Source organism: Luteimonas terricola, from assembly GCF_004352845.1.
Lineage (GTDB): Bacteria > Pseudomonadota > Gammaproteobacteria > Xanthomonadales > Xanthomonadaceae > Luteimonas > Luteimonas terricola.
Window position 1 is genome coordinate 713,687 of the sequence record NZ_SJRX01000001.1, and the last position, 17,271, is coordinate 730,957.

Below are 17,271 nucleotides of genomic sequence, written 5' to 3' on the forward strand. Positions count from 1 at the left end.
GGACCCATCGGAGACCCCCATGCGCATCCGCAACCTGCCCGCACTGGCCGCCACCGCGCTGCTGGCCGCCTGCGCCACCCATCCAGCACCGCTGCAGGGCGACTACGCGCCGCTCACGGCGCGCGATGCCGCCGAGGTCGACGCCAGCGGCAGCGTGGTGCGCTGGGGCGGACGCATCGTCCAGGTCGAACCGCGCGCGGACAGCACCTGCTTCGAGATGGTGTCCACGCGCCTGGACCACTTCGGCCGCCCCTATCGGGCCGACGGCGATGCCGGCGGCCGCTTCATCGCGTGCCGCACCGGCTTCTACGACCCTGCGGTGTTCGAACGCAATCGCGAGGTGACCTTCACCGGGCGCCTGGCCGGGCACGAGAGCCGCAGCATCGGTGGCTACAACTATCGCTTCCCGCTGCTCGACACCGACGTCGTCTACCTGTGGCCCAAGCGCGGGCACGTCATCGTCACGCGCCCTGCGCCGTGGCCCTGGTGGGGCTACTGGTAAGCGGGCTGCGCCATCAGGCGGGCGTGCCGAAGCGTCCGAGCGGCGCGCCGGCCAGCAGGTGCAGGTGGATCTGGAACACGGTCTGCCCGCCGTCCCCGTTGCAGTTCATGACGATGCGGTAGCCGTCCTCGGCCAGCCCCTCCTTCTTTGCGTACGCGGCCGCGGCCAGCGCCAGGCGACCGACGACTTCGGCCTGGCTGGCCTGCAGGTCGTTGAGCGTGGCGACGTCCACCTTCGGCACGAACAGCACGTGCACCGGCGCCTGCGGCGCGATGTCGCGGAAGGCGATGAGGTGATCGTCCTCGTAGACGATATCGGCGGGAAGTTCGCGCCGGATGATCTTGTGGAAGATGGTGGTCATCGGTATCGGCACCTGCAGCAGCGTTGCGGCCGATGGTAGCGCTTTGCGCGTACGGGCCGGCCTCAGGCCATCTCGCCGCGGCTGCCGAAGGCATGCGACAGCGTCCCGCGGTCGACGTACTCGAGTTCGCCGCCCAGCGGCAGGCCGTGCGCCGGCCGGCTGGGGCGCACGCCGTGCTGGCGCGCGAGCTGGGCCAGGTAGTGCGCGGTGGCCTCGCCCTCGACGGTGGGGTTGGTGGCGATGATCAGCTCCTGCACCTCGCCCTGCGCCAGGCGCTCGCCAAGCAGGTGCAGGCCGAGCTCGCGCGGGCCGATGCCGTCGAGCGGACTCAGCCGGCCCTGGAGCACGAAGTACAGGCCGCGGTAGCCGGTGGCCTGCTCGATCGCGAGGCGGTCGGCGGGCGACTCCACGGCGCAAAGCAGCTGCACGTCGCGCGAGGCGCTGGCGCAGGTCGCGCACAGCGGGGTTTCGCTGAAGTCGCGGCAGCGCTCGCAGTGGCCGATCTTCTCCACCGCTTCGCCCAGCACCTCGGCCAGGCGCCGGCCGCCGTCGCGCCCGCGTTCGAGCACGTGGTAGGCCATGCGCTGCGCGGTCTTCTGGCCGACGCCGGGCAGCACCCGGAACGCCTCGACCAGCTGTTCGAGCAGGGGGACGCTCACGTTGCGACGGACCCGCGGCGGTGCCGGGTCAGAACGGCATCTTCATGCCGGGCGGCAACGGCATGCCGGCGGTGGCGGCGCCCATTTTCGCCTGCGATTCGGCGTCGATCTTGTTGCTGGCGTCGTTGAAGGCCGCCGCGATCAGGTCTTCGGCCATCTCCGGATCGGACAGCACGCTCGGATCGATACGCACCTTGCGGCATTCCTTGCGGCCGGTCAGCGTGACCTCGACCATGCCGCCGCCGGCGCTGCCGGTGACCTCGATATTGGCCAGTTCGGCCTGCGCCTTCTGCAGGTTTTCCTGCATCTTCTGCGCCTGCTGCATCATCTGGGCGATATTCCCGCGCATGTCAGTGCTCCTGTTCCTGTATGGATCTGATCGAATCCGGCACCAGGCGCGCGCCCTGCTCCATCAGGCGCTGCACGTGCGGATCGTTGTTGAAGGTGTTCTCGGCCGCACCCTGGCGCTCGTCGCGCACGCGCTCGTTGCGCGCGTGCAGGGTGTCGCTCACGGCCGCGCCGGCTTCGAAGCGGATCTGCGGGGGCGTGCCCCACTTCGCGCCAAGCGCGCCGGCGAACTGCTGCACCAGGAAAGGCGCGCGCAGGTGGTCGTCGGACTCCGGCAGCGACAGCCGCAGCACGCTGCCGTCGAACGCGATGAAGGCGCAGCTGGCCGCGAGTTCGCGCACCGGTCCGCGTAGTTCGAGCCCTGCGACGACGTCGGGCCAGGAGGTGGCATCGATGTCGGCCGGCGCCGACGCGCCGGCACGCGGCCGTGCGGCCGGAGTGGCCGGCCGCTCCGCGGCAGTGGGAGCAGCGGGCGCTTGCGGATGCGGCGCATCGACACGCGGCGAGGGCACATCGGCGCGCGTCGACCGGGGCTCAAGCCACGGTGGCGCGTCCCCGGCTGCCGCGGGCGCACTGGGCGACATCGATGGAGGTGGCGGCTCCTGCACGCGCTGCCGGTCCGCGGCCAGCGGCAGGGGCGGCGCCGCGACAGGAGTCGGAGCCGGCTCCGCTGCTGATACAGGCGTCGTTGCCTGCGCGGTCGTCCGTGATCTGGCGCCGGCCTGCGCGGCGGCTGGCGCCGCGGACCCTTCCAGCGCCGCACGCGCCGCGGCCGCGGCCGAGCGGCCGCCACCCTGGCCGCCACCTGCACTGGCCGTTCCGCCGCTGCTTCCGCCTGCCGCCGCTCCGCCCTCGCCGGGCCGGAACGCCAGCATGCGCAGCAGACTCATCTCGAAGCCCACCCGCGCGCTCGGGGCGAGGTTGATGTCGCGGCGGCCGCCGACCGCCATCTGGTACCAGAGCTGTATCAGCTCGGGGCGCAGCACGTCGGCCAGGTCCGTGACATCGATGCCATCGGCCTCGGCGCCGGCGCCCGGCACCAGTTGCCTCACCTGAATGCGGTGCAGCGCCTCGGCCAGCGCGTCGAGCACGCCGGCCCAGTCGGGCGAGAAGCCCGCGAGCACGTCGATCGCGGCCATCAGCGCGTCGCCGTCCTCCTGCGCCAGCGCCGCGAGCAGTGCCGCCACCTGGGTCCGGTCGACCGAACCGAGCATGGTCGCCGCCGCCTGGTCGGTCAGCGCGACGCCCGCGCCGGCGCCGCTGTAGCCGATGGCCTGGTCGAGCAGGGACAGGCCGTCGCGCATGCTGCCGTCGGCAGCCTTCGCCAGCTGGCGCACCGCGCCGGGCTCGGCCTCGATGCCCTCGGCGGCGAGGATCTTCGCGATCTGGCCGCGGATCTGCTCTTCCTCCAGGCGCTTGAGATTGAACTGCAGGCAGCGCGACAGCACCGTCACCAGCAGCTTCTGCGGGTCGGTGGTCGCGAACAGGAACTTGACGTGCTCCGGCGGCTCTTCGAGCGTCTTCAGCAGCGCGTTGAACGCCGCCTTCGACAGCATGTGCACCTCGTCGATCAGGTACACCTTGTAGCGCCCGCGCGAGGGCATGTACTGCGCGTTCTCGATCAGCTCGCGGATGTTGTCGACGCCGGTGTTCGAGGCCGCGTCGATCTCCAGCAGGTCGATGTAGCGGCCTGCGTCGATCGCCTGGCAGGTCTCGCACTCGCCGCAGGGGTCGCTGGACGCCCCGCGTTCGCAGTTGAGGCTCTTGGCGAAGATGCGCGCGATCGTGGTTTTGCCCACGCCGCGGGTGCCGGTGAACAGGAAGGCGTGGTGGACGCGGCCGGAATCGAGCGCGTTGACCAGCGCGCGGACCACGTGTTCCTGGCCCACCAGCTCGGCGAAACGCTTCGGGCGCCACTTTCTTGCGAGGACGAGGTAGGACATGGGTTCATTCTGCCATGCCGGCTGTGTGGGTCGCGAAGAGCTGAGGGTGTGTGGGGTACTCCGCCGGCTGACCACGTGGTGGTCTTTATGCCGGCTGCGTACCCCACACACCCTCAGCTGCCACCGCTGCCGTGGACTGGGGGGAGAGCGTCGTGCCTTTGCATTTCCCCGCGACCGGCCGCAAACGCTGCGAGGCGGGTTGGTGGGTGCGCAGTGGGCATAAAGGCCCGCGCAGCGGGACAGCCCACGGAGCACCCACCAACCCGCCGTCCCGCGCGCCCACCCCGCGCCCGCGCGCCCCTGACGCCCCGACATCGATGTTCCTTGTCGATACATCCGCCGGAAGGCTAGAATTGCCGGTCCCGTGCGGCCACGCCAAGGCAGGCATGACGCACGGGCCAGGTGCGGAGAGGTGTCCGAGTGGTTGAAGGAGCACGCCTGGAAAGTGTGTAAGCGTCTAAACCGCGCTTCGGGGGTTCGAATCCCCCTCTCTCCGCCAGTTCCCGTTCCATCCGCGCGCCGCATGCGGCCGCGTTTCGCAGGTTTCCATGGTGGCCCCGTCGGCCCCTCGCGACGCTAGATCGAAAACCCCGCCAGGGCCGGAAGGCAGCAACGGTATCGATCGACGCGGGTGCCGAGGCAAGTTGGCGGGGCCGCCTCCATTCAGGGCGCCACGATGCCCAGCGCGTCGGGCTCTCGGCCCGTCTCCCAGTACTCCGACACCGTCCAGGTGGCCGTATCGAGCACCGCGATGCGGTCGGCGCCGCTGATCGCCACGAACACGCGCCCGCCCGCCGGGTCGGCGATGGCGCCGATCGGAAGCGCGGCGCGGCCAAGCATGGTCTCGTGCAGCGCCACGCCCTCGGGTTCGAGCGATACCGTGGCCACAGGCTTGCGGCTGGCGGCGTCGAACACCGACAGCGTCGCCGCGCGTGCATTGGTGACCAGCGCATGCCGACCGTCGGGGGTGAAGACCAGCCGGATCGGGAAGCCGGGGCTGGACAGGGTGTCCAGCACGGCCAGCGACTCCGGATCGTGCACCGTCACCGTGCCGTCTTCTCGGTTGCCGACCCACACCGTGCCGTCGGGCGCGACGTCGATGCCCTCGGCACCGGCGCCCGCAGGCGCCTCGCGCACCGCGGCGGCGCGCGCGGCGTCATCACCAGCCGCCAGGGCTGCAGCCAGGTCGACGCGTACCAGCTGCCCGCTGCCGACCTTGCTGACGTAGGCCACGCCGCCCTCGGCCGACAGCGCGACCATGTGTCCCTTGCCGGGACCGATGCCGATCACGTGCTCGACCGCGCCGGCCTCGATATCGACCACCGTCAGCGCATCGCTGCCCTCGGTCGTCGCCAGCAGGCGCCTGCCGCCGGGCAGGAAACGCAGGCCGTGGGGGTGGGTGTTCTCACCGAGCATGATCGTGCGCGAAGCACCTCCCGCGAGGTCGAGCACGGTCAGCGTGTTGCCGGGCGCGGCCGCCGTGCCGTAGTCGGCGACCACCGCTCTGCGGCGATCGGGTGCCACCGCGATCTCATGCGGCCCCTGTCCAGTCGCCGCCTCGCCCGCCTTGCCACCATCCGCCATGTCCAGGCGCCACACGGACGCGGCCGACTTGTTGCCGACCAGCAGTTCGCCCTGGCCCTTGGGCGCGGCCGACACCGGCGCGGCGACAGCCGTCGCGCAAAACGCCAGCAGCAGTGAGTGCAGGATGCGTCGTTGGCTCATGGCGGATCTCCGGACGATTGGGGGAGTGCGATCACTTGCTCGACCCGGCGGCGTGGCAGCTCGTCAGGGTGTAAGCGCTGGATGTGGCACCGGGTCGGCCAGCGCGAACGCCTCCCCGGGTCGGGCCACGCGATGCCCGCGCGCGCGCATGGCGTCGCCGTCGGCTTCGCTGGCGTAGTGGTAGAGCACGCAGCGGGCAAGCAGCTCCGGTGCGTACTCGCGTTCCAGGTCGTCGATGCCGGTGTGCGAGGGGTTGCCGCGCAGGCCGCAATCGTGGGCGATGAGCTCGCCCTGGTCCGCGGCCGCGGCCAGTGCCTCCGGGATCGGACGGGTGTCGCCGGTCCAGGCCAGGCTGCCCCGAAGCCGCAGCCCGAAGGCGGTCCGCGGCCAGTGATGGCGCGCCTCGAACACCTCCAGCCGGGCGCCGTCGTGCCAGAAGGCATCGCCGACCGGCACCACGCGGAACGCGTCCCAGAAGTTGGCACCGCCCTCGGCGAGCGCGTTGGGATACGCCGCCACGCGCCGGTGCAGCAAGGGCAGCACGTCCACCGGCACGTACAGCGGCATCCGGCCGCGACGCCCGGGGTCGAAGTAGTTGGCCACGAACAGGCGCTCGAAGCCGGCGACATGGTCGAGGTGGACGTGGGTGACGAACAGTGCCGGCGGCGGTGCGCCATAGTGCGCGAGATAGGCGGTCAGGCCTTCGGCGCCGCAGTCGATGGCAAGCCATGGCGCGCCGTCGCGCTCGATGGTCGCCATCGGCGACCCCAGCGACACCGCCGACGCGCTGCCGACCCCCTGGAAGCGCAGCGCCCAGGCCATGCTCAGATGCCCCGCTCCCACTGCTTGTCGTAGCCACGGCGCAAGCGGGCGAAGTCCTCGCGCACTTCGGCCTCGCTGCGCGTGCCGCGCACCTTCAGCAGCGAGCGTTCCAGCCGCGCCAGGTTGCGCGAACGCCAGGCGGTGGCCGGGATCTGCATGCGGCTGCGGTCGAAATCGATCAGCCAGCCGCGCCCGGAGTCGTCGTAGAGGACGTTGTGGGCATTGAGGTCGGCGTGGTCGAGCCCTTCGCGATGGAAGCGCGCGACCAGGCGCCCGGTGTCTTCCCAGGGCACGGCGCCGGGATCGCCGCCCGCCATGTCCGCAAGCGAGCGTACGCCCAGCAGCCGCTCCATCAGGATCGCCGCGCGGTAGGTCGGCCCCTCGCGCACGTAGGAGGCCGCGATCGGCTGCGGCACCGGCAGCTTGCGCCTGCCCAGCTCCCGCAACAGCCGGAACTCGGCGAAGCTGCGCACGCGGTCCGCGCCGCGCCACAGGTGGCGGTCGCGGCTCACCGCCGCGGCCATGCCGCCGCGCAGGTAGTGGCGCAGCACGCAGGGTCCGTTGCTGGTGTCGTCGATGAACCAGGCGCCGCCGCGGCCGCTGCCCGACACCGGAACGGCGCGCGGCCCCCAGGCCTCGGGATCGAACCAGCGCGGGTCCGCTTGCCGCAGCTGCGTCTGGTCGAACAGAATCGAGCCGACACCGCGCCCGCCAGGTCCGGCGCGGAACGGCGTCAGGCTCTCGGTGGCGTCGAACATTGCCATCCGTCGGAGTCTAGCAAGCTTGTCGCAACACGATATCGATCCCCCGCGTTCAATCTGCCTGCTGCGCCTGTCCGCGCTCGGCGACGTGACCCATGTCCTGCCCCTGGTGCATACGCTGCAGCGGGCCTGGCCGGGGGTGGCGCTGACCTGGATCATCGGCAAGGGCGAGCAGCGCCTGCTCGAAGGCCTGCCCGGCGTGGAGTTCGTGGTCTACGACAAGAAGACCGGCCGCGAAGGCATGGGCACGCTGCGTCGTGATCTCGCGGGGCGTGACTTCGGCGCCCTGCTGCTGATGCAGCTCGCACTGCGCGCGAACCTGCTGTCGCGCGCGGTGCATGCGCGCCGCCGCATCGGTTACGACCGCGCACGTTCGAAGGAACTGCACGGGCTGTTTGTCAACGAGCGCATCCCGACGGACGCCGGCGGCCATGTGCTGGACGTGCTCGGCGCCTTCGCGCGGCCCCTGGGCCTGCGCCAGGAGCGCATCGAATGGAATCTGCCGGTGCCCGCGGACGCCCGTGAATGGGCGCGCGCGCAGTGGCCCGGGGACGGCCAGCCGACGCTGGTGGTGTCGCCCTGCTCCAGCCACGCCCTGCGCAACTGGAGTCCGGAGCGCAATGCCGCGGTCGCCGCACACGCGGTGGCGCAGGGCTGGCGCGTGGTGCTGTGCGGCGGCCGCAGCGAACTGGAGCGGAACACCGCCGACGCCATCCTCGCCGCGGCCGGCGTGCCGCTGCTGGACCTGGTGGGCAAGGACACCCTGAAACAGCTGCCGGCCCTGCTCGAACGCGCCGACCTGGTGATGACGCCGGATTCCGGCCCCACCCACATCGCCAACGCCATGGGGACAAAGGTGCTGGGGCTGCATGCGGCCACCGATCCGGCGCGCAGCGGCCCGTACTCCGACCGGCGCTACTGCGTGGACCGCTACGACGATGCCGCGCGCCACTTCCTGGGCAAACCGGCGTCCGGGCTGCGCTGGGGCGCGAAGATCGAACGCGAGGGCGTGATGGACCTCATCACCGTGGATGATGCGATCGCCGCCTTCGAGCGCTATCGCGCGGACCACGCGCGCTGAACGCCGCGGGCGCGGTTGCGGCGGCGGTCGCCGTCGCAGTGGCGCCGCAGGGCAGCGGTGTCAGGCCGTCGGGCCGGCGCTGTAATCCCGGTACGACTTTTCCTCGACGTAGCTCGAACCCAGCGCGAGGTTGATCGCCTTCTTGATCCGCGCGCGCTCGTCGTTCTCCAGGTAGACGCTGCGCGCCAGGCGGACGAAGGCCTCGTCGAAGGCCTGCGCCTTTTCCTTCAGGCGGACGGCGTCCTCGATCTCCCAGAGCCGCTCGTTGACCGCCTTCAGGTCGGCGCGCAGGCGGGCGATGTCCTTGCCGGCGGCCGGGTGTGCCATCCAGGTCTTCTCCAGCGCCGACAGCTCGCGGCGGACGTTGGCCAGCTTGGCCTCGTCGCTCATGCGCCCGGACTTGATCTGCAGGATCGAGATCTTGTCGAGGAGCTCGCCAAAGGAGACGGGGACGGTGATCTCGGACATGGAAGCGGCCGGGCGTCTTCGGGGGCCGCACAGTGTAACGCCTCGTCTTGTCGACCCTGCTCCGTGCCCGTATCATTGCGCACCCGGCCCACGCGGCCGGGACCACCGGAGAGGTGGCAGAGCGGTTGAATGTACCTGACTCGAAATCAGGCAGGCGTTTATAGCGCCTCGGGGGTTCGAATCCCCCCCTCTCCGCCAGATACGCAAAGCGCCCCGCAAGGGGCGTTTTGCGTATCTGGCGGAGAGGGGGGAGCTTGATTCAACCATCCGGTTCGACCCGAAGGCGCGCAGCGCCGTAGGGCGCCCGGCCGAAGGCCGGGCCATCCCCCTGCAACAAACACACATGACCCTGGGGCGTTTTGCGTATCTGGCGGAGAGGGGGGAGCTTGATTCAACCATCCGGTTCGACCCGAAGGCGCGCAACCCGATCCCCACACCCCCACCACTCCCCGTATACCATCATCCCCTGACGCCACCCCACGCACACGCCTCCGCACCACATGCCAGCTGACCTCTCCCGCCTACCGCCGCCGTTCTCCCATTCAGCCCTTCCGGGAAACGCGGCCCGCGCATGATCGAGTTCGGCCATCTCACGCACGTCGGCCTGCGCCGCGAGCTCAACGAAGACACCTACTACGGCGACAGCGAGCTGGGCCTGTGGCTGGTGGCCGACGGCATGGGCGGACACGAATACGGCGAGGTCGCCAGCGCGCTGGCGCGCGAGGCGATCGTGCGCGAGACCCGCCAGGGCACGCCGCTGGCGCAGGCGATCCGCATCGCCGACGAAGAGATCATCAGCGCCTCGCGCAGACGCCAGGACGCCCTGCCCATGGGCACCACCGTGGTCGCCGCGCGCATCAGCGGCAACCGCTTCGAAGTGGCCTGGGTCGGCGACAGCCGCGTCTACATCTGGCGCGACGGCAAGCTGGCACAGCTCTCGCAGGACCACAGCTATGTGCAGGAGCTGATCAGCCAGGGCGCGATCAGCATCGACCAGGCCCGCAGCCATCCGCACCGCAACGTCGTCACCCAGGCGCTGGGCGTGACCGATCCGCAGGCGCTCAACGTCGAGACCATGTCCGGCGAACTTGCGCCGGGCATGCAGCTGCTGCTGTGCAGCGACGGCCTCACCGAGGAGGTCGACGACCGCGGCATCGCCCGCGTGCTCGCGCACGACGAATGCAGTGCGCAGGAATGCGTGGACGGGCTGGTGGCCGCGGCGCTCGACGGCGGCGGCTCGGACAACGTCACCGTGGTGCTGGTGCGCCGCCACTGAGCGCGGCGCGCCTGCCTCAGGCCGTGACCGCGGCCTCGTCCACTGCTTCGTCCCACAGCGCCTGCCCCGCGCGGCTGCGGATCGCATCCACGCGCGCCCGGTGCGCCTCGAGCTCGGTCGCCGGCACCGTCACGCGCGGCCGCGGAGCCAGCGCGTCCGCACGCGGGCGGTCGACGCGCGACACGGCGGATTCGGACACCACGGGACCGGCCAGGCCGAGCTCGGTCTGGCCCGCTGTCAGCGCCAGATAGACCTCGGCCAGCAGCTGGGCGTCGAGCAGCGCGCCGTGCAGCTGGCGGTGCGCATTGTCCACGCCCAGGCGGCGGCACAGGGCGTCCAGCGAGTTGCGCTGGCCGGGGAAGCGGTGGCGCGCCATTTCGAGCGAATCGAGCACCGACGCATGGTCGCGGATCCTGCCGGGGCTGACCGGCAGCAGCGAGAACTCGTTGTCCAGGAAACCGACGTCGAAGGCCGCGTTGTGGATCACCAGCTCGGCGCCGGCGATGAATTCCAGGAACTCGTCGGCGATCGCTGCGAACTTCGGCTTGTCGGCGAGGAAATCCAGGGTCAGGCCGGTGACTTCCTGCGCGCCGGGTTCGAACTCGCGCTCGGGATGGATATAGCGCTGCCAGGTACGGCCGGTGGGCCGGCGCTCGACCAGTTCGACGCAGCCGATCTCGACCACGCGGTTGCCCTTTCGCCATTCCAGGCCGGTGGTTTCGGTGTCGAGGACGATCTGGCGCATCTGCTTCTCTGTCTGGCGTGGACGGGGTGGTCGTGGTCGGGAACGGCTCAGCGGGCGGCGGCCTTGAACTTCAGGGCTTCGTTGCGCGCGAGGTCGTCGACGCGCTCGTTGTCGGGATCGCCCGAATGCCCCTTCACCCAGCGCCAGTCGATGACGTGGCGGCCGCTGGCCGCGTGCAGGCGCTCCCAGAGGTCGCGGTTCTTCACCGGGTCGCCACCGCTGGTCTTCCAGCCGCGACGCACCCAGTTGCGCATCCATTCGGTAATGCCCTGGCGGACGTACTGCGAGTCGGTGTGCAGGGTCACCTCGCAGTCCTCGGTCAGCGTCTCCAGCGCCATGATCGCCGCCATCAGTTCCATGCGGTTGTTGGTGCTCAGCGCTTCGCCGCCGACCAGCTCGCGCTCGCGCGCGCCGTAGCGCAGCAGCGCCGCCCAGCCGCCGGGACCGGGGTTGCCGAGGCAGGCTCCGTCGGTATGCACCTCCACCGCCTTCATGCAGGTGCCGCCCCCGTCGCCATCGGCAGCAAGCGGCGCGGACGCACCGGTGTCAGGGGAACGGTGCGCCGCTCGGCACGCACCAGATAGGCGGCGCGCAGGCCCGCCCCGTGCTGACGGCGCGGCTCGGCCACGGGTTTCCAACGTGGCCCCATGCCTTCGGACACCGCCTCGGGTTCCAGGCCGGCCCGGCGCAGGAGGCGACGCCAGGACAGCGGTTCGGCCGCATCCAGGCCCTGGCCACGCCAGCGCCAGCGATACGGGGACAGCGGATTGAGCGCGAACAGCAGGACGCGCCCGCCGGGCACCAGTACCCGCCCCACCTCTTCCAGCAGTCCGGCGCCGCGTGCGTCCGGGATCGCCACGTGCTGCAGCACTACGGTGCCGAAGGCGCCACTGGGCAGCGGCAGGGGCAGCGCGCAGGCCACCTCGCCGTCGAAGCGTTCGCCGCGGGCGTACAGGGCCAGGCCGCGGCTGCCATCGGGCCGCGGCCCAGGCGGCAGCGGCGCGAGCCACAGCCAGGGCTGCGCAGGGCGGGCCAGGAGGGCGCTTTCAACCACATCCCGCTCGCTGTCGAGCAGCACCGCGCCCTCGCTGGACGCGAACCAGGCCTGGGCTGCGTCTGGTTGACCGGGGCGGGAACGGAACGGCATGGTCGCCATTCTAGACGTCCCGCCCCCACCACGGGCCCCGCACATGACCCCGACCCCGTTTCCACTGCCCGCATTCGACGACAACTACATCTGGCTGCTGCCGGCGCACGGCGGGCGCGGCGCGGTGGTGGTCGACCCGGGCGACGCGGCACCGGTGCTGGCCGCGGCCGATGCCGGCGGCTGGCGCCCGCAGGCGGTGCTGCTGACCCACCATCACGGGGACCACATCGGCGGCGTGGCCGCGCTCCGCGCGCGCTGGCCGGACCTGCATGTGGTGGCGCCGGACGACAGGCGGATCCCCGTCGCCAGCCAGCGGGTCGGAGATGGCGACCGGGTGGAGGCGGCCGGCCATGCATTCGACGTGCTCGCCGTACCCGGCCATACCGTGAGCCACATCGCATTCCACGGCCATGGCCTCTTGTTTTGTGGCGACACCCTCTTCAGTCTCGGCTGCGGTCGCCTGTTCGAAGGCACGCCAGCACAGATGCTGGCGTCGCTGGACCGGCTGGCGGCCCTGCCCGGCGACACTCTGGTGTGCTGCGGGCACGAGTACACGCAGTCCAACGCCGCCTTCGCTCGGGCGGTCGACCCCGACAACCCGGCGCTGGCGCGCCGCAGCGAAGAGGTGACCACCTTGCGCAACGATTCCCTGCCCACGCTTCCGGTCACGCTCGGCGACGAACGTGCCTGCAATCCCTTCCTGCGCGTGGATGCGCCCGCGGTCCGCGCGGCGGTGGCCGCGTGGTCGGGTGACGGCGACCTGTCACGGGTCGGGGCCTTCGCCGCCCTGCGGCGCTGGAAGGACGGATTCCGCGCATGACGGCGCGCACGGGCGCGGCAACGCTGGCGCTGCTGTGGGCGATCGCCGCGGGGCCGATCGTCGCCGGCGAGGCGAGCGACACTCCTGCAGGCGAAGTCGCCCCGCTCGCCGCCCCCGCAGCCCCGGACGAACCGCTCGCGGCCGACGCGGCCGGAGGCCCGCCGGCCCAGGCCGCGCCCGCCGCCGCACCCGCGCTGGCAGCAGCCGTGGTGCCGGCGCCCGCGCGTGCGACGAACGGGGTGACGATCTACGAACGCTTCGTCGACGGCCTCGCGCAGCCGGGATGCACGGACGCCAGTCCACGCTGGCGCAGCCACTTCGCGCACGTCCCTGACCAGCTTGCCGCCGGCGACAGCGAAGTGTTGCCGCTGTTCGGCTACGTGGTCGAGGCGCTGCGCAGCGCCCATCTGCCAACCGAGTACGCGCTGATCCCCTTCGTTGAAAGCGGCTATCGCCCGGGCGCGCGCAGCAGCAGCGGACCCGCCGGCCTTTGGCAGTTCATCGCGGTCACCGCGCGCAACCACAAGATTCCGATCCGCGGTGGCTACGACGGCCGCCTTTCACCCGTCGATGCCACCCAGGCGGCCGTGCGCTACCTCAAGACCCTGCACGGCATGTTCGCCGGCGACTGGCGGCTTGCGGTGATGGCCTTCAACGCCGGCGAATATCGCGTGCTCGGCGCCCTGCGCCGGCACGGCCAGCGCCCGGCCGACGCCGAACCCGAGGCGCTGGAGAGTCTGGCCGGCATCACCCGCGCCTATGTGCGCAAGCTGCACGCGCTGTCCTGCCTGATGGTGGAAGCCGGCGACGACGAGGAGTGGCGGCAGGCGCTGGACCGGCCGGTCGCACGCCTGGTCGCGGTCGACCTGGCCGACGAACCCGCGGGCCTGGACGGCTACGCGCGGCGCAAGGGCCTGGACGCCGCGCGCCTGCGGCGCCTCAACCCGGCGCACGCCATCGGCAGCGGCCCGGCCGGGCGCCAGGTCCTGGTCCCGGCGGCAGCTGTCGCGACCCCACCGGCGGCGGCCGTGGCAAACTAGCCAGCTCCCTTCCATCGAGTCGATCACACCATGGGATTCCTGCAGGGCAAGCGCGCACTGATCACCGGTATCGCCAGCCAGCGCTCCATCGCCAACGGCATCGCCGAAGCGATGCACCGTGAAGGCGCCGAACTGGCCTTCACCTACCAGAACGACAAGCTCAAGTCGCGCGTCGAAGACGTCGCCTCGCGCCTGGGCGGCGGACCCGTATTCCCTCTGGACGTCACCGACGACGCCCAGATCGATGCCCTGTTCGCCGACCTCGGCACGCACTGGCCGGACGGCTTCGACATCCTGATCCACGCCATCGCCTTCGCCCCGCGCGAGGCCATCGCCGGGCAGTTCCTCGACGGCCTCACGCGCGACGCATTCTCCGTCGCCCAGGACATCTCTGCCTATTCGCTGGCCGCGCTGTCCAAGGGCGCGCGGCCGCTGATGCAGGGCCGCAAGGGCGCGGTGCTGACGCTGAGCTACCTGGGCGCCGTGCGCACCCTGCCCAGCTACAACGTGATGGGCGTGGCCAAGGCCAGCCTTGAAGCCACCATGCGCTACCTGGCCTACAACCTCGGCCCCGAGGGCATCCGCGTGAACGCGATCTCCGCCGGGCCGATCAAGACCCTCGCGGCCGCGGGCATCGGCGGCTTCCGCAGGATCCTGGGCCATGTCGAAGCGCATGCGCCGCTGCGGCGCACGGTGAGCATCGAGGACGTCGGCAACGTCGCCGCGTTCCTGTGCTCGGACCTCGCGTCGGGCGTCACCGGCGAGGTCACCTACGTCGATGCCGGTTACAACATCGTCAGCATGACCGGGCTGGAAGAGCCCGCGGCCACGGCCGAAGCCGCCGAATGAGCGACGACGCGGAACGGACGGCCTGCGGATAGCGCAGGCCCAGGACGGAAGAAGCCCGGCATTGCCGGGCTTCTTCGTTTCCAGGGTCGTGCCTGCTTCGCGTTACAGGCGCGCCTCGATCGTGGTCACGCGCATCTGCTTGCGCAGCGCGCGCAGCAGGGCCATCGCGTCCTCGTCGCCCGCCATGCGCGAGAGCTGGCCCGCGATCATGTCCCGCTCCTCGGCGCCGGCCCCGGTCACGTCACCCGGCACCACCCTGGTCACGGCGTAGACGACGATGCTGCCGTCGTCCTGCAGCACGCGACCCGCGGACACGCCACCTTCGGCCGGTTCCGGTGCGGCGAAGATGGCCTCGTTGGCCTCCGCCGACGGCATCGGCATGCCGCGGCGCATGCCCGGCAGGGCCATGTGCTGCCAGCTCCGGTCGCCGGCGATGTCGGCAAGCGCCTTGCCGTCGGCAAGCTCGGCCACGGCCGCGTCGGCCTCGGCGAGGACGGCCTGGCGGGCACGATCGACGCGGATCGCGGCGACCACCTGGTCGCGGACTTCAGCCAGCGGCCGCTCGCGCTCGGGCTGGTGGGCGGTCACCCGGATCAGCACGCTGTGGTTTGTTTCGAGCTCGATCGGATCGCTGACCGTGCCGTCCTGGACCAGGGCGTCGGAGAACGCGGCGCGCTGCACCGCCGGATTGGCGGCGATGCCCTCACCGCCACCGCGGATGAAGGGGCCGGCCTTCTGCACCGGCAAGCCGGCCTCGCGGGCGGCCGGAGCCAGCGAGCTCGGGTTGCGATAGACCTGGTCGACCAGGCGGCCGACCAGCTCGTTGAAGCCGCGTTCGCGGTCGGAGACGGCCTGGGTCGCGGCCAGTTCCGCGCGCGCGTCCTCGAACGGCACTTCCCTGCCCTCCCGCACGTCGCGCACCAGCAGCACGTGCCAGCCGAAATCGGTCAGCACCGGATCGCTGGCGACGCCGGGCCCGGCGGCCTGCACGGCGCGGTCGAAGGTCTCGCCCATGAGGCCCTGCTCGAGCCAGCCGAGGTCGCCACCACTGGCCTTGGAGCCTTCGTCATCGGATTCCGCGCGCGCGATGGCCGCGAAATCGGCGCCCGCGGCGCGCGCCCTGGCCGCGATCTCCTCCGCACGCACCCTGGCTGCCTCGCGCGCGTCGGCGTCGGCACCCTCGGGCACGCGCACCAGGACGTGCGACACGAGGTGTTGCGAAGGTTCGACGAAGCGCGCCTTCTCCTGCTCGTAGCGGGTCCTCAGCGTGGCCTCGTCGGCCGGGGCGGGTTCCGGCACGGCGTCGCCGAGGATCTCCACGTACTCGATCGAGACCTCCTCCGGCGCGCGGTAGTCGGCGCGGTGGCTGTCGTACCAGGCCTGGATGTCGGCGGCGGCGATCGCCCCCGTGTCCGGCGCCGGCGCCGGGACCAGCGCCATGTCGACGTCGCGCTGCTGGCCGAGCAGTTGCATAGTCCGCTCGACCTGGCCGGGGCTCGCGAACGCGGTGCCGGCGACGCGGCTGGGCAGCAGCACCATCTGCAGGCGCTCGCGGATCTCTTCCTGGTGCTGGCGCGGGGTCTGCGCGGGCACGCGGGACTGCAGCAGCATCTGGTAGCGCTGCGGATCGAAGCGGCCGTCGACCTGGAACTCGGGCATCGTCGACACGACCTCGGCCACGCGGGCATTGCCCACCGCGACGCCGGCGTTGCGCGCGGCCAGGGCCAGCACGCTGCGGTCGACCACCTGGTCGAGCACGCGCAGCTTGTTCTCCATGAGCTCGAAGGCGCGCGCGTCGAAGGCGTCGCCCTCGGCCGCCCGCGCCTGCTGGCGGGCGCTCTCGAAGTCGCTGCGGAATTCGTCGACCGTGATCTCCTGCGAGACCCAGAACGCCTTGCGCACCGGCCAGATGTCCGGCGCGGAGCGCCACCACGACGGCGGCGCCTCGACCTTGGCGGCGTAGTTCGCCGAGCTTTGGAACAGGTACTGCTCCATGCCGAAGAAGGCGAACGGAATCGCCAGGATGATGACGATCACCAGGGCGATCCAGCCGGAGGTTTTTTCTCGGAGTGCTTGCAGCATGTCGGGGCACGCGTTGGACGTAGCCCGGCAGTCTAGCGCATGCCCGGCAGACGCGGTTCCGGGAGGCACAAAAGAAGAAAGGCGCCCTTGCGGGCGCCTTCCTGGTGTGACTGGCGGAGTGGACGGGACTCGAACCCGCGACCTCCGGCGTGACAGGCCAGCATTCTAACCAACTGAACTACCACTCCGCGTTGTCGAACCTGTTGCGAACGTCAGCCCTTGCTGGTGGGTGCTGAGGGGATCGAACCCCCGACCCTCTCCGTGTAAAGGAGACGCTCTACCGCTGAGCTAAGCACCCAAGCGGGCCGCTTAGTTTACAGCATCCTTCAGCGCCTTGCCAGCCTTGAAGACCGGATTTTTCGAGGCGGCAATCGCGATTTCCTCGCCGGTGCGCGGATTGCGGCCGGTGCGGGCGGCGCGCTCGCGAACCTGGAAGGTACCGAAGCCGACCAGGGCCACGGTGTCGCCCTCCTTCAGGGCCTTGCCCACCGACGCCAGCACGGCATCGACGGCGCGTGCGGCATCGGCCTTGGACAGATTGGCCTCATCGGCAACGGCCTGGACCAGATCGTTCTTGTTCATGTATTCGGTGCTCCTGCGCGACCGACGGGTCGCTCGAATTGGTGGCGGGCCAGCGGGCGG

At 71.2% G+C, this 17,271-nt stretch carries 19 protein-coding genes, 4 tRNA genes and 1 other RNA gene; 9 read left to right on the plus strand and 15 right to left on the minus strand.

Annotated features, from left to right (window positions below; translation table 11 throughout):
* Positions 1–19 precede the first annotated feature (19 nt).
* Entirely contained in the window at positions 20–502 is a 483-nt protein-coding gene (locus tag E2169_RS03250) for a Slp family lipoprotein (RefSeq protein ID WP_132985154.1), read from the plus strand.
* 13 nt (positions 503–515) lie between these two features.
* Here the strand turns inward: E2169_RS03250 and E2169_RS03255 are convergent, their stop codons facing one another.
* The 4 genes from E2169_RS03255 to dnaX form a co-directional block, all read right to left on the minus strand.
* The gene (locus E2169_RS03255) at positions 516–863 is read right to left on the minus strand and encodes a histidine triad nucleotide-binding protein (RefSeq protein ID WP_132985155.1); all 348 of its coding nucleotides are present in this window, start codon (positions 861–863) and stop codon (positions 516–518) included.
* Positions 864–925: 62 nt separating this feature from the next.
* Entirely contained in the window at positions 926–1,522 is a 597-nt protein-coding gene (gene recR, locus E2169_RS03260) for a recombination mediator RecR (RefSeq protein WP_132985156.1), read from the minus strand.
* Between the two features lie 28 nt (positions 1,523–1,550).
* Complete coding sequence (locus E2169_RS03265; protein WP_132985157.1) at positions 1,551–1,871, minus strand: YbaB/EbfC family nucleoid-associated protein; 321 nt, start codon at positions 1,869–1,871, stop codon at positions 1,551–1,553.
* Position 1,872: 1 nt separating this feature from the next.
* The gene (gene dnaX / locus E2169_RS03270) at positions 1,873–3,813 is read right to left on the minus strand and encodes a DNA polymerase III subunit gamma/tau (RefSeq protein WP_132985158.1); all 1,941 of its coding nucleotides are present in this window, start codon (positions 3,811–3,813) and stop codon (positions 1,873–1,875) included.
* Positions 3,814–4,219: 406 nt separating this feature from the next.
* On the opposite strand from dnaX, the gene E2169_RS03275 reads away from it, so the two are divergent.
* Positions 4,220–4,312: transfer RNA gene (locus tag E2169_RS03275), tRNA-Ser, on the plus strand.
* A 58-nt stretch (positions 4,313–4,370) separates the two neighbouring features.
* Positions 4,371–4,467: signal recognition particle sRNA small type (gene ffs, locus E2169_RS03280), an RNA gene on the plus strand.
* 9 nt (positions 4,468–4,476) lie between these two features.
* Here ffs and E2169_RS03285 read toward each other — a convergent pair.
* The 3 genes from E2169_RS03285 to E2169_RS03295 form a co-directional block, all read right to left on the minus strand.
* On the minus strand, positions 4,477–5,538 hold the full coding sequence (locus E2169_RS03285) for a YncE family protein (RefSeq protein WP_132985159.1): 1,062 nt from the start codon (positions 5,536–5,538) through the stop codon (positions 4,477–4,479).
* Between the two features lie 63 nt (positions 5,539–5,601).
* A complete protein-coding gene (locus E2169_RS03290; protein WP_132985160.1) occupies positions 5,602–6,360 on the minus strand; it encodes an MBL fold metallo-hydrolase in 759 nt (252 codons plus the stop codon).
* Between the two features lie 2 nt (positions 6,361–6,362).
* Complete coding sequence (locus tag E2169_RS03295; RefSeq protein WP_132985161.1) at positions 6,363–7,124, minus strand: 3-deoxy-D-manno-octulosonic acid kinase; 762 nt, start codon at positions 7,122–7,124, stop codon at positions 6,363–6,365.
* 34 nt (positions 7,125–7,158) lie between these two features.
* Between E2169_RS03295 and E2169_RS03300 the strand changes: the two genes are divergently transcribed.
* Positions 7,159–8,202, plus strand: coding sequence for a glycosyltransferase family 9 protein (locus tag E2169_RS03300; protein ID WP_229659186.1), 1,044 nt, complete (start codon positions 7,159–7,161; stop codon positions 8,200–8,202).
* A gap of 60 nt (positions 8,203–8,262) precedes the next feature.
* Here the strand turns inward: E2169_RS03300 and E2169_RS03305 are convergent, their stop codons facing one another.
* Positions 8,263–8,670, minus strand: a complete 408-nt coding sequence (locus tag E2169_RS03305; protein ID WP_132985162.1) for a DUF6165 family protein — start codon at positions 8,668–8,670, stop codon at positions 8,263–8,265.
* A gap of 107 nt (positions 8,671–8,777) precedes the next feature.
* Between E2169_RS03305 and E2169_RS03310 the strand changes: the two genes are divergently transcribed.
* Together E2169_RS03310 and E2169_RS03315 are read left to right on the plus strand one after the other, a co-directional pair.
* Positions 8,778–8,868: transfer RNA gene (locus tag E2169_RS03310), tRNA-Ser, on the plus strand.
* A gap of 373 nt (positions 8,869–9,241) precedes the next feature.
* A complete protein-coding gene (locus tag E2169_RS03315; RefSeq protein WP_132985163.1) occupies positions 9,242–9,946 on the plus strand; it encodes a PP2C family protein-serine/threonine phosphatase in 705 nt (234 codons plus the stop codon).
* Positions 9,947–9,962: 16 nt separating this feature from the next.
* Here E2169_RS03315 and dnaQ read toward each other — a convergent pair whose 3' ends face one another.
* The 3 genes from dnaQ to E2169_RS03330 are packed head-to-tail and all read right to left on the minus strand — an operon-like array spanning position 9,963 to position 11,838.
* Positions 9,963–10,691 carry a DNA polymerase III subunit epsilon gene (gene dnaQ, locus E2169_RS03320; RefSeq protein ID WP_132985164.1) on the minus strand — a complete coding sequence of 243 codons (729 nt, stop codon included), beginning with the start codon at positions 10,689–10,691 and terminating at the stop codon, positions 9,963–9,965.
* 47 nt (positions 10,692–10,738) lie between these two features.
* A complete protein-coding gene (gene rnhA / locus E2169_RS03325; protein WP_132985165.1) occupies positions 10,739–11,185 on the minus strand; it encodes a ribonuclease HI in 447 nt (148 codons plus the stop codon).
* Positions 11,182–11,838 carry a class I SAM-dependent methyltransferase gene (locus tag E2169_RS03330; RefSeq protein WP_132985166.1) on the minus strand — a complete coding sequence of 219 codons (657 nt, stop codon included), beginning with the start codon at positions 11,836–11,838 and terminating at the stop codon, positions 11,182–11,184. Before E2169_RS03330 ends, rnhA begins: the two co-directional genes overlap by 4 nt.
* A 43-nt stretch (positions 11,839–11,881) precedes the next feature.
* On the opposite strand from E2169_RS03330, the gene gloB reads away from it, so the two are divergent.
* From gloB to E2169_RS03345, 3 genes are read left to right on the plus strand one after another with little or no spacing between them, the layout of a single operon-like run.
* Positions 11,882–12,658: a hydroxyacylglutathione hydrolase gene (gene gloB / locus E2169_RS03335; protein WP_132985167.1), complete on the plus strand. Its 777-nt coding sequence runs from the start codon at positions 11,882–11,884 to the stop codon at positions 12,656–12,658.
* Positions 12,655–13,698, plus strand: a complete 1,044-nt coding sequence (locus E2169_RS03340) for a lytic transglycosylase domain-containing protein (protein ID WP_132985168.1) — start codon at positions 12,655–12,657, stop codon at positions 13,696–13,698. The genes gloB and E2169_RS03340 overlap by 4 nt, the downstream gene beginning before the upstream one ends.
* Before the next feature lie 30 nt (positions 13,699–13,728).
* On the plus strand, positions 13,729–14,547 hold the full coding sequence (locus tag E2169_RS03345; RefSeq protein WP_132985169.1) for an enoyl-ACP reductase FabI: 819 nt from the start codon (positions 13,729–13,731) through the stop codon (positions 14,545–14,547).
* A gap of 102 nt (positions 14,548–14,649) precedes the next feature.
* Here E2169_RS03345 and E2169_RS03350 read toward each other — a convergent pair whose 3' ends face one another.
* From E2169_RS03350 to E2169_RS03365, 4 genes are all read right to left on the minus strand, one after another.
* Positions 14,650–16,629 (minus strand): SurA N-terminal domain-containing protein, encoded by a 1,980-nt coding sequence (locus tag E2169_RS03350; protein ID WP_132985170.1) that lies wholly within the window; start codon positions 16,627–16,629, stop codon positions 14,650–14,652.
* A 111-nt stretch (positions 16,630–16,740) separates the two neighbouring features.
* Positions 16,741–16,817: transfer RNA gene (locus E2169_RS03355), tRNA-Asp, on the minus strand.
* Between the two features lie 35 nt (positions 16,818–16,852).
* Positions 16,853–16,927 (minus strand) — tRNA-Val (locus E2169_RS03360).
* Between the two features lie 11 nt (positions 16,928–16,938).
* Positions 16,939–17,211 carry an HU family DNA-binding protein gene (locus E2169_RS03365; RefSeq protein ID WP_132985171.1) on the minus strand — a complete coding sequence of 91 codons (273 nt, stop codon included), beginning with the start codon at positions 17,209–17,211 and terminating at the stop codon, positions 16,939–16,941.
* Positions 17,212–17,271: the final 60 nt, after the last annotated feature.

Coding starts and splice junctions, on each gene's coding strand:
- E2169_RS03250 (WP_132985154.1), top strand. CDS start 20: ATGCGCATCCGCAACCTGCCCGCACTGGCCGCCACCGCGCTGCTGGCC.
- E2169_RS03255 (WP_132985155.1), bottom strand. CDS start 863: ATGACCACCATCTTCCACAAGATCATCCGGCGCGAACTTCCCGCCGAT.
- E2169_RS03265 (WP_132985157.1), bottom strand. CDS start 1,871: ATGCGCGGGAATATCGCCCAGATGATGCAGCAGGCGCAGAAGATGCAG.
- dnaX (WP_132985158.1), bottom strand. CDS start 3,813: ATGTCCTACCTCGTCCTCGCAAGAAAGTGGCGCCCGAAGCGTTTCGCC.
- E2169_RS03285 (WP_132985159.1), bottom strand. CDS start 5,538: ATGAGCCAACGACGCATCCTGCACTCACTGCTGCTGGCGTTTTGCGCG.
- E2169_RS03290 (WP_132985160.1), bottom strand. CDS start 6,360: ATGGCCTGGGCGCTGCGCTTCCAGGGGGTCGGCAGCGCGTCGGCGGTG.
- E2169_RS03295 (WP_132985161.1), bottom strand. CDS start 7,124: ATGGCAATGTTCGACGCCACCGAGAGCCTGACGCCGTTCCGCGCCGGA.
- E2169_RS03305 (WP_132985162.1), bottom strand. CDS start 8,670: ATGTCCGAGATCACCGTCCCCGTCTCCTTTGGCGAGCTCCTCGACAAG.
- E2169_RS03315 (WP_132985163.1), top strand. CDS start 9,242: ATGATCGAGTTCGGCCATCTCACGCACGTCGGCCTGCGCCGCGAGCTC.
- dnaQ (WP_132985164.1), bottom strand. CDS start 10,691: ATGCGCCAGATCGTCCTCGACACCGAAACCACCGGCCTGGAATGGCGA.
- rnhA (WP_132985165.1), bottom strand. CDS start 11,185: ATGAAGGCGGTGGAGGTGCATACCGACGGAGCCTGCCTCGGCAACCCC.
- E2169_RS03330 (WP_132985166.1), bottom strand. CDS start 11,838: ATGCCGTTCCGTTCCCGCCCCGGTCAACCAGACGCAGCCCAGGCCTGG.
- gloB (WP_132985167.1), top strand. CDS start 11,882: ATGACCCCGACCCCGTTTCCACTGCCCGCATTCGACGACAACTACATC.
- E2169_RS03340 (WP_132985168.1), top strand. CDS start 12,655: ATGACGGCGCGCACGGGCGCGGCAACGCTGGCGCTGCTGTGGGCGATC.
- E2169_RS03345 (WP_132985169.1), top strand. CDS start 13,729: ATGGGATTCCTGCAGGGCAAGCGCGCACTGATCACCGGTATCGCCAGC.
- E2169_RS03350 (WP_132985170.1), bottom strand. CDS start 16,629: ATGCTGCAAGCACTCCGAGAAAAAACCTCCGGCTGGATCGCCCTGGTG.
- E2169_RS03365 (WP_132985171.1), bottom strand. CDS start 17,211: ATGAACAAGAACGATCTGGTCCAGGCCGTTGCCGATGAGGCCAATCTG.